Genomic DNA, 12,717 nt, shown 5'->3' with positions numbered 1-12,717 from the left:
CTCCGTGACCCTCCCCCCCGACATCCCGGCGCTCCTGCGCGCGCGCTCGCTCATCCTGCTGGAGCGCTTCCTGGGCCTGTGCGACCGCGACCCCGGACGCCCCACCCACGGTCTCTTCGACCGCGCCTACTGGTGCTACAAGCTCCTGGACCTGGCCAACGCCCGCTACCAGGAGGCCGCCCTGCACCTGGCCCTGGCCGCGCCCCACGCCCGCCCCGGGGCAGCGCCCGCCATCGAACGCCTGGCAGGGGCGGCCCTGGAGGCCTGGGCGCGCCTGCGCCATCCCGACGGCTCCGTGGACGAGGTCTACCCCTTCGAGCGCTCCTTCTGCGCCACGTCCATGTCCGCCCAGGCGGCGGCCCTGGCCTGGGAGCTGCTGCCCGAAAAGCCCCGGGTGGACTTCGCCCCCACCGCCGACTGGCTCGCCGCCCACGACAACCCCGAGGTGGCCAACCAGATGGCCGGGGCCTGCGCGGCCCTGGCGCGCATCGGGCGCATCACCGGCCGGGAGCGCTACCTCGAGGCCGCGCGCGTCAAGTTCCGGGCCATCGCGGCGCGCCAGCTCGCCAGCGGCTGCTACGCCGAATACGGCGGCCCCGACGTGGGGTACGCCACCATCACCATGGCCCTGCTGGCCGGCTACCACGAGATCACCGGCGACCACGAAGCCCGGGACTCCCTGCGCGCCTGCGAGGCCTTCCTCCTGGACGCGGTGGACGAAGACGGCCTCTACGACTGGCGCGCCACCACCCGGCGCACCCAGTTTCTCTACCCCTCGGGCCTGGCCGCCCTGCAAAGCCCCGTGCTCGCGCGCCTGGCGTCTGGACTCCGCAAGGATGTTGTCATAAACCCCCTCTGGATGGACGATCGCTACTCCATCCCGCTGGCCGCCGACTACCTGCTCGCCGCGCGCCGGCTGGAAGCCCTTTCGACCCATGCCCTCTCACTCGAAGAATGAAGCTCCCCCCGAGGTGACCGCCCCGTGTCTTCCTACGCCCTCATGGCCCTGCGCCTGCTCGCCCTCACCCTGGGCCGCATTCCCGCGGGCTCGCGGCTCCTGCGCGCCCTGCTCATGACCGCCGTGCGCCGCAAGGGCCGCGTGGCCTACGTGGCCCACGCCGACTTCCTGGACCTGCGGGACTTCCTCCCCGCCCAGGGCGCGCCCGCCGCCCTGGTGGACCCGGAGCGCCGCCATGGCTGACGCGCGCACGCTGCGCGCCCTGGTGCTCAATCCCATGACCCAGGCCGCCAAGAACGTGGTGCGCGACGTGCTCTACGGCTGCTGGTGCGCGGGCAAGCGCATCGGAGGGGCCTCGGTGCCGCCGTTCCCGCTGATCCAGCTGGCCACCATCCTCAGGCAGGACGGCCGCGACGCCGTGTTCCTGGACGCCCAGGCCGAGCAGAAAAGCCCCGAAACGGTGGCCGCCCTGGTGCGCGATTTCGACGTGGTGCTCTGCTCCACCTCCACCATGAGCTTCACCGAGGACGCCGCGTACCTCTCGCGCCTCAAGGCCGCCAATCCGGCCCTGACCACCGTGGTCTTCGGCTCGCACCCCACCTTCATGCCCCACTACGCCCTGGCCGCCCCGGGCGTGGACTACATCATCCGCCGCGAGCCCGAATTCGCCGCGCGCGACCTCTGCCGCGCCCTGGCCGGAGAGGGCGACCCCGCCGCCGTCCCCGGCACGGGCCACCGCGACGCCTCCGGCCGACCCGTGGTCAACGAGGACTACCCCTTCATCGAAGACCTGGACGCCCTGCCCTACCCCGACGTGGACTTCCTCCCCCAGGGCATCCACTACTTCAACCCCATCGTGCGCCGCCTGCCCTACATGACGGCCACCACCTCCAAGGGCTGCCCCGGCAAGTGCACCTTCTGCACCGCCCCGGTGTTCGACGGCCACAGGGTGCGCTTCCAGTCCGCCGGGTACGTGCTGGGGCTCATGCGCTACCTCGCCTCCAAGGGCTTCCGCGAGGTCTACTTCCGCGACGACACCTTCTTCGTGCACAAGCGCCGCGATCACGAGATCTTCAAGGGCCTCCTGGCCGAAAAGCTCGACCTCACCTGGCTGGCCAACGCCCGCGTCTCGGGCATCGACCCCGAAACAATGGAACTGGCCCGCAAGAGCGGCTGCCACACCATCAAGTTCGGCATCGAGTCCGGCAGCCAGGAGATCCTGGACGGCATGCGCAAGGGCTACCGCATCCCCGAGGCCCGCGACATCTTCCGTGCCGCCAGCCGCATGGGCATGAACACCCACGCCCACGTGATGCTGGGCAACCCCGGCGACACCCGCGAGACCATCGAGGCCACCATAGAATTCGTGAAGGAGCTCTCGCCCACCACGGCCACCTTCGGCATCTGCACGCCCTACCCGGGCACGCCGCTTTTCGAGTCCGTGGCCGCGAAACACCCCGAGATCCGCGACGGCTCCTCGTCGGACCTCTCCAAGCTCCACGTGGAAGGCATCTTCAACGAGCTCTACTGCTCCGTGCCAGGCTCCGAGCTCCAGAAGCTGGTGCGCCTGGCCTACCGCCGCTTCTACCTGCGCCCCGGCTACATGCTCTCCCTGGCCGCGCGGCAGGTGCGCTCCCTGGAAGACCTCAAACGCTGCCTCATCGCCGGAACCCGGGTGCTGGACTTCGTGTTCCGGGGCGCGTAAGGACGGCCAGCCATGCGGGTATCCATCATCATACCGGCCTACAACGAGGCCGAGAACATCGGGGGAGTGGTCTCGCGGATCATGTCCCTGGAGGCCCTGCGGGGCTACGAAGTGGTGGTCGTGGACGACGGCTCCGCCGACGACACGGCCCGCGCGGCCGAGGCCGCCGGGGCGCGCGTGGTGCGCCACCCCTACAACCTGGGCAACGGCGCCAGCGTGAAGTCCGGCGCGGCCGCCGCCAACGGCGACGTGTTCGTGTTCATGGACGCCGACGGCCAGCACCTGCCCGAAGACATCCCCAAACTTCTCGAGCACATGGGCAATTACGACATGGTGGTGGGCGCACGCACCAGCGCATCGGACGTGTCGCGCTTCCGCGCCTTCGGCAACCGCGTGCTCATCGCCACGGCGCAGTTTCTCGTGGGGCGCAAGATCGACGACCTCACCAGCGGCTTCCGCGCCGTGAAGCGCGCCGCCTTCGAGGACTTCGCGCACCTTTTCCCCCAGGGCTACTCCTACCCCACCACCATCACCATGGCCCTCTTCTCGGCCGGGCGCTTCGTGAAGTACGAGCCCCTGCCCACCATCCGCCGCCGCCAGGGGGGCTCCTCCAACATCCAGCCCGTGCGCGACGGCCTGCGCTTTCTGTTCATCATGCTGCGCATGATCATGCTCTTCAACCCCTTCAAGGTTTTCCTGCCGCTGGCCGGTCTCTTCATGGGGCTGGGGCTCCTCAACGGCCTGCACGACGTGTGGGCGCTCCAGAAGATCACGGCGTCCAGCATGCTCTCGCTGATCCTGGGCTTTTTCCTGCTCTTTTTCGGCATCATGACCGACCAGATCGCGCGGACCAGAAGGGAACTGCACGCCATTCTGCGCAAAATGCGCTGATGAGCGCGGCATCCCCCCGGAAACCACACAACGGAACCAACATGCTCAACGACAAGACCATCCTCATCACCGGCGGAACCGGCTCTTTCGGGCACATGTGCACCGAAGTCATTCTTTCCCGCTTCCAGCCGCGCAAGCTCATCATCTTCAGCCGCGACGAGTTCAAGCAGTACGAGATGGCGCAGAAGTTCCCCGCCGCGAAGCATCCCTGCATGCGCTACTTCATCGGGGACGTGCGCGACAAGGAGCGCCTCAACCGCGCCTTCCAGAGCGTGGACTACGTCATCCACGGCGCGGCGCTCAAGCAGGTGCCCACGGCGGAGTACAACCCCACCGAGGTCATCAAGACCAACGTCTACGGCGCGGAGAACATCATCAACGTCGCCGCCGACCGGGGCGTCAAGAAAGTGCTGGCCCTCAGCACCGACAAGGCCGCCAACCCCGTGAACCTCTACGGGGCCACCAAGCTCTGCTCCGACAAGCTCTTCGTGGCCGCCAACGCCTTCATCGCCAGCGACACACGCTACAGCGTGGTGCGCTACGGCAACGTGCTGGGCAGCCGCGGCTCCGTGATTCCCTTCTTCCTGCAGCAGAAGCACACCGGCGTGCTCCCCGTCACCGACCCGCGCATGACCCGCTTCTGGATCACCCTGGAGCAGGGCGTGGACTTCGTGCTCAAATGCCTGGAGCGCATGCTCGGCGGCGAAGTCTTCGTGCCCAAGCTGCCCAGCATGAACATCATGGACCTGGCCCGGGCCATCTGCCCCGAGTGCGAGACCCCCGTCGTGGGCATCCGCCCGGGCGAGAAGATCCACGAGGTCATGGTGCCCATGGCCGACGCCCGCAACACCCTGGAATTCAAGAACCACTACATCATCCTGCCCGACCACGACGACATCACGCCCCGCTTCGACGATGCCCCCGGCGCGCGCGTGCCCGAGGACTTCGAGTACAGCTCCGGCACCAATCCCTGGCTGCTCTCCGTGGACGAACTGCGCGACTTCCTGAACAGGCAATGATCCCCTACGGCAGACAGTCCATCGACGAGGACGACATCCGGGCCGTGGCCGAGGTCCTGCGCTCGGACTGGCTCACCACCGGCCCTGCCGTGGACGCCTTCGAGGCCGCCGTGGCCGCCTTCGCCGGAGCGGCCCACGGCGTGGCCGTCTCCAGCGGCACCGCCGCCCTGCACGCCATGATGCACGTGACGGGCATCGGCCCCGGCGACGAGGTGATCGTCCCGGCCATGACCTTCGCGGCCACGGCCAACGCCGTGTGCTACCTGGGCGGCACGCCGGTGTTCGCGGACGTGGCCCCCCGCACCCTGCTCCTGGACCCCGCCGACGTGGAGCGCAAGCTCACGCCCCGGACCAGGGCCGTTGTGGCCGTGGACTACGCGGGCCAGCCCTGCGACTACGAAGCGTTGGAAGCCCTGTGCCGGGAGCGCGGCGTGGCGCTCTTCGCGGACGCCTGCCACGCCCTGGGGGCCACCCAGGACGGCCGCCCCCTGGGCGCGCTGCCCCCAGCCATGACCGCCCTGAGCTTCCACCCCGTGAAGCACATCGCCACGGGCGAGGGCGGCATGGTGCTCACCTCCGACGCGGACACGGCGCGCCTGCTCCGGCGTTTCCGCAACCACGGCATCGACACCGACGCCCGACAGCGGGAAGCGGCGGGGGCCTGGCGCTACAATATGGTGGAACTGGGCTTCAACTACCGCATTTCGGACATCCAGTGCGCCCTGGGGCTCTCCCAGATGCGCAGGCTCCCGGACTTCCTGGCCCGGCGCCGCGCGATCGCCCGGTTCTACGCCCAGGCCCTGCGGGACATCCCCGGGGCAGAGCCCCTGGCCCTGCGCCCCGGCGTGGAGCACGCCTGGCATCTCTACGTGGTGCGCCTGGACGAGGGCATCGACCGCCGCGCCGTGTTCACGGCCCTGCGCGAACAGGGCGTCGGCGTGAACGTCCACTACATTCCCGTGCACCTGCACCCCTACTACCGCGAGCGCTTCGGCCACGGCCCCGGGCTGTGCCCCGCAGCCGAGGCCGCCTACGAGTCCATCCTCACCCTGCCCATGCACCAGGGCCTGACCGACGAACAGGCCGCCCAGGTCATGGAGGCCCTGGCCAATGCCCTGCAGCGCGCCCGCGCCTGAACCCGCCCCCGGCTGGCTGGTGATCCGCGCCGACGCCGGGCCGGACATCGGCATAGGCCACGTCATGCGCTGCCTGGCCCTGGCCCTGGCCCTGCGCGGACTGGGGGCCGCTCCGCTCTTCGCGGGGGCCGCGCCCGAAGCCCTGCGCGAGCATGTCCGCCGTGCCGGTTTCACATGGATCGAGGCCGACGCTTCGCGCTCCCGGCAGGAAGACCTGGCGGACACCCTCTCCCTGTTGCGCCGCATGAGCACGCAGGGACGGCCCGCCCGGCTGATCCTCGACGGCTACGCCTTCACCCCCGATTACCACCGGTGCGTGCGCGCCGCCGGGTTCCCCCTTCTGGTGGTGGACGACCACGCCCACCTTGACGTCTATGATGCGGACGTTCTGCTCAACCAGAATCTCGGCGCGCACGAACTGCCCTACGCCTTCGCCGGGCCGCCCCCCGTGACGCTCTTCGGCCCACGCTACGCGCTGCTTCGCCCCGAATTCGCCCTCGCCGCCGCGCCCCCCAGGGAGCATCCACCCCGGGCGGACCGTCTCCTGGTGACCATGGGCGGCTCCGACCCCGCAGGGGCCACGCTCCTGGCCCTTGAGGCGCTGCAGTTCATGGAGGATCGCGACGGTCTGGAAGTCCGGGTGGTCATGGGGCCCGCCGCGCCGCACCTGGACGAGGCGCGACGGGCCGTGCAGACCTTGGGGCCGCAGGCGCGGCTGCTCCACGACGTGCGCGACATGCCCGCCCTCTTCGCCTGGGCGGACATGGCCCTCGCGGCTTCAGGGTCCACCGTCTGGGAGATGTGCTGCCTGCGCCTGCCCATGCTCTTGATGGTCACCGCAGACAACCAGGCCAAAGCCGCCCGGGCGCTGCACCGCAGCGGCGCGGCGCGGCTGATCGGAGACAGCCGTGAGTTGCGGCCTGATGACGTGACGCGCGCGGTGTCCGAACTACGGCAGGACCACGCCGCGCGCGAACGCCTGGCCCGGGCCTGCGCCCAACTGGCGGACGGCCGGGGCGCGCGCCGCGTGGCCGAAATTCTCTGCAAGGAGTCATGCTCATGAGCACACCGACCAACGAACGGGACATGGAGGCCGTCAAGGCGCACTGGAACCGGAGCGCTGAACTGGGCCCCCTGGCCGGAACCCGCGACTTCGTGGCCAAACAGCTGGAAGTGGAGGCCATCTGCTCGCGCATCGCGCCCGGACAACGCATCCTGGAAATGGGCTGCGGCAACGGCCTCACCGCCATCGAACTCGCCCGGCGCCTTGACGTGGAAGTGGTCGGCATGGACTACGCCGAGAAGATGCTGGACGGGGCGCGCCAACTCGCGGCACAGACCCCGCTGAAGGGCAGCGTCCGCTTCGAGACCGGCGACGTGACAGCCACCCCCCCCGGCCTTGGCCTGTTCGACGCGGTGATCACCGAACGCGTGCTCATCAACCTGGCCGACTGGGAAGCCCAGGTCCGGGCCATCGAGACCCTCACCGGGCTGCTCAAGCCCGGCGGCGCATACCTCATGTGCGAGAACAGCCAGGACGGCCTGGACCGCATCAACGAGCTGCGCCTGGCGGCCGGGCTGTCGGCCATCTCGCCCCCCTGGCACAACATCTACTTCCGCGACGGCGCGCTTCAGGCCCTGAGCATCCCCGGCGTCACCCTGGAGGCCGTTGACTGCTACTCGGCCAGCTATTACTTGCTGAGCCGCGTGGTCAACGCATGGCTGGCCATGAAGCAGGGGGAGGAGCCCAGCTACGACGCCCCCGTGAACCAACTCGCGCTCCTGCTCCCCCCTCTGGGAGACGCCGCCCAGGGCAAGCTCTGGATATGGCGCAAGAACGTCTGACGGGGTACGGAAACCGCACATGTCCACACCACTCGCCGCCTTCCGCCTGAACGAACAGCCCATCGGCCCCCAGCACCCGCCATGCTGCGTGGCCGAAATGAGCGCCAACCACGGGGGGGACTTTTCCCGCGCCGTGAAGATCCTCGAAGCCGCCGCCCGCGCCGGGGCCGACGCCGTGAAGCTCCAGACCTACACGGCCGACACCCTGACCATCGCCTGCGACAACGATTATTTCCGCATCAAGGGTACCCTCTGGGAGGGGCGCACCCTCCACGACCTCTACCGAGAGGCCGCCATGCCCATGGAGTGGACCCCGGGGCTCATCCAGGCGGGCAGGGACCTGGGCGTGGCCGTGTTCTCCACCCCCTTCGACCCCTCGGCCGTGGACTTCCTGGAGTCCCTGGGCGTTCCGGCCCACAAGGTGGCCTCCTTCGAGATCGTGGACATCCCCCTGCTGCGCAGGATCGGGGCCACGGGCAAGCCCGTGATCATGTCCACGGGCATGGCCACCCTGGAGGAGATCGACGAGGCCGTGGAGACCCTCAAGGCCTCCGGCTGCCGGGATCTGGCTCTGCTCAAGTGCACCAGCGCCTACCCGAGCCCCCCCGAAGCCATGAACCTGCGCGCCGTCCCCCTGCTGGCCCAGCGCTACGGCGTGCCCGCGGGGCTCTCGGACCACACCCTGGGCACGGCGGCCGCCGTGGCGGCCGTGGCCCTGGGGGCGTGCATCATCGAGAAACACTTCACCCTGGCGCGCGCCGACGGCGGCCCCGACTCCGCCTTCTCCCTGGAGCCCCACGAGTTCGCCGCCATGGTCCGCGACGCCCGCGAGGCCCACGCCGCCCTGGGACGCCCCGTCCTGGAACCCGGCGAGAAGGAAATGGTCAGCCGCGTCTTCCGGCGCTCCCTCTTCGTGGTGCAGGACGTGGCCCGGGGCGAGCCCTTCACGCCGGACAACGTGCGCTCCATCCGGCCGGGACACGGCATGCACACCCGCCACCTGGACGAGGTGCTGGGCAAGCGCGCCACGCGCGACCTGACGCGCGGCGTCCCCCTCGCCCGGGACATGGTGGGCGATGGCTGAACCCTGCGACGCCCTGGTCTGCGGGCTCGGCGCCATCGGCTGCGCCCTGGATTTCGACGCAGCCCCGGGTGAGGACGCCCGCACCCACGCCCTGGCCCTGGCCCGCCACCCCAGCGTGCGCCTGCGCGGCGGCTGCGACCCCGATCCCGCCCGGCGGGCGGCCTTCACCCGCCATTTCGGCGCACCGGCCTACGCCACCCTGGAGGAGGCGCTGGAAAAGGTCCGCCCCGGCCTGGTGAGCGTGTGCTCCCCGACGCCCCTGCACTTCCCGCAGACCATGTCCTGCATGGAGGCGGGCGTGCCCATGATCTGGCTGGAGAAGCCGCCGGCCACCGGCCTGGAGGAGCTCGAAAGGCTCGCGCAAGCCTCCCTCCGGCCCGGGGCGTCCACTGCGGTGCTGGTCAACTACCACCGCCGCTTCGCCGCAAACTGCCTGCGCCTGCGCCGTTTCTGCCGGGACGGGGAACTGGGCCGCCTCGTCCGGCTGGATGCGGTGTACTCCAGGGGCCTGGCCGTCAACGGATGCCACATGGTGGACCTGGCCTTCTTTCTGGCGGGCGACCCGCCCGGGGCCGAACTGACCGGCAAGACGGGCGCGGACCCGGAGAACCCGAGCTTCTTCCTGCGCTTTCCCTCCGGGCTGGAGGCCTCTTTCGTCGGGGTCGCGGGCCTTGCCTATCATTGCATCGACCTGGCGGCCACCTTCGAGGGCGGACGCGCCACCCTGGCGCACGGCGGCATGACCGTGCGCCTGGAGCGCCGGGTGGAACACGAACTCTTCCCCGGCTACTACCGGCTGCGGGAAGAAACCCCGCCCCCGGACTGGACCGGCGGCTTCCACCGCGCCTTCGAGAACGCCCTGGACGACCTCCTGAACGCCCACAAGACCGGGACCGCACCCCTCTCCACCCCCCGAACGGCCCTGCCGACCCAGGCCGTCCTGGAGACGGCCCTCGCTCCCGGCCCATCGGGAGCCCCCCGATGATCCTCTTCGCAGCCGGCGATCCGGGCGGAGCCAGGGCACTGCTGCCCCTGGCGGCGGCCTTCGCGTGCGAGGGCTTTCCCATGGCCCTGGTGGAGCACGGCCACTTCCGCAAGGAACGCGACCCAGACTGGCGCACCCTTTCCGTGGAAGCGGCCTTCGGGTGTCTTCGCCCCGGGGCCTGCCGCCTGCTGGTCTTCGCCTCCAGCGTGGCCGACGCCACGGCCTTGCAGTTGGCCCGGGCCGCGAACGCTTCGGGCATCCCGACGCTCTTCGTGCTCGACAACTGGGGAGGCCACATCCGAAGGCTTTCAACGGACGGCCTGCCTCCTTTCATCCCCTCCGCCTACGCCGTCATGGACGACCTGGCGCGCGAGGAGGCCCAGGCCGAGGGCGTCCCCCCGGACCGCATCGTGGTCACGGGCCACCCCGACCTGGCTGCGCTGGGAGACCTCGCAGGCCGTCCGCCCTCCACCGGACTCCTGGCGGACCAGGGCCTGGACCCAGCCGTGCCGACCCTCCTCTTCGTCTCGGAACCGGCGGCCCAGGACGGAGGCCCCGACGCCTCCCATCCGGGATTCCGGGGCTACACCCAGTATCAGACGCTCGCCCTGGCCTGCGCCGCCTGGGCTCACGCGCGCGACGCCCTCCAGGTGCTCGTGCTGCCCCATCCCCGGGAGGACGCGGACGCCTTGGCCGCCGTCTGGGAAGCCAGCCGGGGCGCTCTGCGCGGGGCCGTCGTCCGCGTGCCAAGGGGGCGCGCGGCCCTGGCCGCCGCCTCGGGAACCGCCGGGATGACCTCTCTCCTGCTCTACGAATCCTGGCTTCTAGGCAAGCCGACGGCAAGCGTCAGGCCCGACGCCCGCGACGACGCCGGGGCGGCCCTCACCGCCCGCGAAGGACTGCTCTGCGCCCGCACCTCGGACCATGCGCCGCACGTTCTGAGACAACTCGCCGGGGATGTCCTCGCAGGCCGCCAGGCCCCCCCCAGGCCAGATCTCCTGCGCCACGCCGAGGCGGCGGCTTCCTTGCAGTCCCTGTGCAAATGCCTTATGAGCCAGCCCTGAACGGCGCGGCAAGCCGCGCCAGGAGCCAGCATGCGCATCGCCGTGATCCCAGCCAGGGGGGGAAGCAAACGCATCCCCAGAAAAAACATCCGACCGTTCGCCGGGCGTCCCATGATTGCCAGGTCCATCGACGCCGCGCGCGAGGCCGGCGTCTTCGACATGATCCTGTGTTCCACCGACGACGAGGAAATCGCCGAGATCGCGCGCCAGGCCGGTGCGTCCACACCGTTTCTGCGCCCAGCCGAACTGGCGGACGACCACACCCCCACCGCGCCCGTGCTGCGCCACGCCCTCCAATGGTGCCTCGACAACGGCATGGACGTGGACACGCTTTGCTGCATCTACGCCACGGCCCCGTTCGTACGCGCGCAGGACATCCTCCGGGGGCTCGAACTGCTCGACGCGCGCGGCGCGGACGCGGCCTTTTCCGTGACCAGCTTCGCCTTCCCGATCTTCCGTGCTCTCACCGTGAACGAGGCGGGCCGCCTGCAGATGCTCTGGCCCGAGCACCGGGACACCCGCTCGCAGGATCTGCCCGAGACCTGCCACGACGCAGGTCAGTTCTACTGGCTGCGCGCCGAACCCTTTCTGCGCACAGGCCTGGTCTACACCCCGGACGCGCTCCCCGTGCACCTGCCCCGCTACCTGGTGCAGGACATCGACACCCCCGAGGACTGGCTGCGCGCCGAATGGATGTTCGAGGCCATGCGCCTTGCGACGGAGAGCGCCCAGGCATGAAGCTCGCCCTTTTCGGCGGACAACCAGTCCGCACCAGGCCTTTTCCCCGCCACAAGACCGTTGGCGAGGCCGAACGCGCGGCAGTGGACGAAGTGATGCGCTCGGGCCTGCTCTCGAACTACCTCGGCTGTCGGCACGAGAACTTCATGGGCGGCCCCACGGTCCGCCGCCTGGAGGAACGCTGGGCCGAAGCCTTCGGCGCGCGCCACGCTGTGGCCGTCAACTCCTGCACGTCGGGCCTCATGTGCGCGCTGGGCGCGGCGGGCGTCTCCCCCGGAGACGAGGTGGTCGTCTCGCCCTACACCATGTCCGCCTCGGCCACCGCCGCCCTGGTCTGGGGCGGCATTCCCGTCTTCGCGGACGTGGAGCCGGACTGCTTCTGCCTGGACCCGGCCAGCGTGGAAGCGCGCATCACCCCGCACACCAAGGCCATCGTGGTGGTGGATCTCTTCGGCCAGCCCTTCGACAGGGCGCCCATCATGGCCCTGGCCCGAAAGCACGGCCTGGCCGTGGTGGAAGACGCAGCGCAGGCCCCCGGGGCCGCGCTCCACGGCCGCAAGGCCGGGACCCTGGCCCATATGGGCGTCTATTCGCTCAACTACCACAAGCACATCCACAGCGGAGAGGGCGGCGTGGTGGTCACCGACGACGACGACCTGGCCCGGCGCTTGCGCCTGATCCGCAACCATGCGGAGTCGGTGGTCGAGGACGGGGGGCCGGAACACCTGGCGAACATGGTCGGCTTCAACTTCCGCATGACGGAACTGGAAGCCGCCGTGGCGCTGTGCCAGATCGAGAAACTGCCCGGGCTGCTGGCAAAGCGCCTGGAGAACGTGCGCCTGCTGGAAGCCGGCCTCTCCGCAATCCCCTGCCTGACCATGCCCCGCGTTCGGGACGGCGCAGACCATGCGTACTACGTCCACGCCTGCCTCTACGACGCCACCGTCGCGGGCGTCCCGCGAGACCGCTTCCTGGACGCCGTGCGCGCGGAGCTCCCGGTGCACGAGGGACGGGAAAAGGAAGGCGTCAAGGTGGGTGGAGGCTACGTCAAACCCCTCTACCTGCTCCCCATGTACCAGCGGCGCATCGCCGTGGGCAACGGGGGATGGCCCTTCACGGCCGCGCGCGGCCCCCTGGATTACGCGAAGGGGTTGTGCCCGGTGGTGGAGAGGCTGCACGAAACGACTCTCTTCACGCACGAAATGATGCTGCCCAGTATGGAACCAGACGATCTCAAGGATGCTCTCGACGCATTCGAGAAGGTCTGGACCCTGCGTGCAGCGCTCTAGACC

General features: G+C 70.0%; 13 protein-coding genes. All 13 read left to right on the top strand.

The annotated features are described in order from the left end of the window. Window positions 1-4: 4 nt before the first annotated feature. Genes ACV4UX_RS02315 through ACV4UX_RS02255 form a run of 13 tightly spaced genes read left to right on the top strand, consistent with a single transcriptional unit; the run spans window position 5 to window position 12,714 of the window. The gene (locus tag ACV4UX_RS02315) at window positions 5-958 is read left to right on the top strand and encodes a hypothetical protein (RefSeq protein ID WP_491591721.1); all 954 of its coding nucleotides are present in this window, start codon (window positions 5-7) and stop codon (window positions 956-958) included. A gap of 24 nt (window positions 959-982) precedes the next feature. Next, window positions 983-1,201: a hypothetical protein gene (locus ACV4UX_RS02310; RefSeq protein ID WP_491591720.1), complete on the top strand. Its 219-nt coding sequence runs from the start codon at window positions 983-985 to the stop codon at window positions 1,199-1,201. Next, on the top strand, window positions 1,194-2,663 hold the full coding sequence (locus ACV4UX_RS02305; RefSeq protein ID WP_491591719.1) for a B12-binding domain-containing radical SAM protein: 1,470 nt from the start codon (window positions 1,194-1,196) through the stop codon (window positions 2,661-2,663). Before ACV4UX_RS02310 ends, ACV4UX_RS02305 begins: the two co-directional genes overlap by 8 nt. Window positions 2,664-2,675: 12 nt before the next feature. Further along, window positions 2,676-3,554 (top strand): glycosyltransferase family 2 protein, encoded by an 879-nt coding sequence (locus ACV4UX_RS02300; RefSeq protein WP_491591718.1) that lies wholly within the window; start codon window positions 2,676-2,678, stop codon window positions 3,552-3,554. A gap of 41 nt (window positions 3,555-3,595) precedes the next feature. Further along, window positions 3,596-4,573: a UDP-N-acetylglucosamine 4,6-dehydratase (inverting) gene (gene pseB / locus ACV4UX_RS02295; RefSeq protein ID WP_491591717.1), complete on the top strand. Its 978-nt coding sequence runs from the start codon at window positions 3,596-3,598 to the stop codon at window positions 4,571-4,573. Next, window positions 4,570-5,709, top strand: a complete 1,140-nt coding sequence (pseC, locus tag ACV4UX_RS02290) for a UDP-4-amino-4,6-dideoxy-N-acetyl-beta-L-altrosamine transaminase (RefSeq protein WP_491591716.1) — start codon at window positions 4,570-4,572, stop codon at window positions 5,707-5,709. The genes pseB and pseC overlap by 4 nt, the downstream gene beginning before the upstream one ends. Then, on the top strand, window positions 5,684-6,772 hold the full coding sequence (gene pseG, locus ACV4UX_RS02285; protein ID WP_491591715.1) for a UDP-2,4-diacetamido-2,4,6-trideoxy-beta-L-altropyranose hydrolase: 1,089 nt from the start codon (window positions 5,684-5,686) through the stop codon (window positions 6,770-6,772). The genes pseC and pseG overlap by 26 nt, the downstream gene beginning before the upstream one ends. Continuing rightward, window positions 6,769-7,554 (top strand): class I SAM-dependent methyltransferase, encoded by a 786-nt coding sequence (locus tag ACV4UX_RS02280; RefSeq protein ID WP_491591714.1) that lies wholly within the window; start codon window positions 6,769-6,771, stop codon window positions 7,552-7,554. Before pseG ends, ACV4UX_RS02280 begins: the two co-directional genes overlap by 4 nt. A 19-nt stretch (window positions 7,555-7,573) precedes the next feature. Next, entirely contained in the window at window positions 7,574-8,638 is a 1,065-nt protein-coding gene (gene pseI, locus ACV4UX_RS02275; protein WP_491591713.1) for a pseudaminic acid synthase, read from the top strand. Continuing rightward, a complete protein-coding gene (locus ACV4UX_RS02270; RefSeq protein WP_491591712.1) occupies window positions 8,631-9,623 on the top strand; it encodes a Gfo/Idh/MocA family protein in 993 nt (330 codons plus the stop codon). The genes pseI and ACV4UX_RS02270 overlap by 8 nt, the downstream gene beginning before the upstream one ends. Continuing rightward, a complete protein-coding gene (locus tag ACV4UX_RS02265) occupies window positions 9,620-10,687 on the top strand; it encodes a hypothetical protein (protein ID WP_491591711.1) in 1,068 nt (355 codons plus the stop codon). The genes ACV4UX_RS02270 and ACV4UX_RS02265 overlap by 4 nt, the downstream gene beginning before the upstream one ends. 30 nt (window positions 10,688-10,717) lie before the next feature. Next, window positions 10,718-11,425, top strand: coding sequence for a pseudaminic acid cytidylyltransferase (gene pseF, locus ACV4UX_RS02260; protein ID WP_491591710.1), 708 nt, complete (start codon window positions 10,718-10,720; stop codon window positions 11,423-11,425). Then, window positions 11,422-12,714 carry a DegT/DnrJ/EryC1/StrS family aminotransferase gene (locus tag ACV4UX_RS02255; RefSeq protein WP_491591709.1) on the top strand — a complete coding sequence of 431 codons (1,293 nt, stop codon included), beginning with the start codon at window positions 11,422-11,424 and terminating at the stop codon, window positions 12,712-12,714. Before pseF ends, ACV4UX_RS02255 begins: the two co-directional genes overlap by 4 nt. The last annotated feature ends 3 nt before the right edge of the window (window positions 12,715-12,717 follow it).

Source organism: Fundidesulfovibrio sp. (assembly GCF_058402725.1).
This window is presented reverse-complemented; position numbering and strand designations above follow the sequence as displayed.

Bases quoted from the DNA above. Each gene is read 5' to 3' on its own strand.
- pseI (WP_491591713.1), top strand. From the start codon at position 7,574: ATGTCCACACCACTCGCCGCCTTCCGCCTGAACGAACAGCCCATCGGC.
- pseB (WP_491591717.1), top strand. From the start codon at position 3,596: ATGCTCAACGACAAGACCATCCTCATCACCGGCGGAACCGGCTCTTTC.
- ACV4UX_RS02270 (WP_491591712.1), top strand. From the start codon at position 8,631: ATGGCTGAACCCTGCGACGCCCTGGTCTGCGGGCTCGGCGCCATCGGC.
- ACV4UX_RS02300 (WP_491591718.1), top strand. From the start codon at position 2,676: ATGCGGGTATCCATCATCATACCGGCCTACAACGAGGCCGAGAACATC.
- ACV4UX_RS02280 (WP_491591714.1), top strand. From the start codon at position 6,769: ATGAGCACACCGACCAACGAACGGGACATGGAGGCCGTCAAGGCGCAC.
- ACV4UX_RS02265 (WP_491591711.1), top strand. From the start codon at position 9,620: ATGATCCTCTTCGCAGCCGGCGATCCGGGCGGAGCCAGGGCACTGCTG.
- ACV4UX_RS02305 (WP_491591719.1), top strand. From the start codon at position 1,194: ATGGCTGACGCGCGCACGCTGCGCGCCCTGGTGCTCAATCCCATGACC.
- pseG (WP_491591715.1), top strand. From the start codon at position 5,684: ATGCCCTGCAGCGCGCCCGCGCCTGAACCCGCCCCCGGCTGGCTGGTG.
- ACV4UX_RS02255 (WP_491591709.1), top strand. From the start codon at position 11,422: ATGAAGCTCGCCCTTTTCGGCGGACAACCAGTCCGCACCAGGCCTTTT.
- pseF (WP_491591710.1), top strand. From the start codon at position 10,718: ATGCGCATCGCCGTGATCCCAGCCAGGGGGGGAAGCAAACGCATCCCC.
- pseC (WP_491591716.1), top strand. From the start codon at position 4,570: ATGATCCCCTACGGCAGACAGTCCATCGACGAGGACGACATCCGGGCC.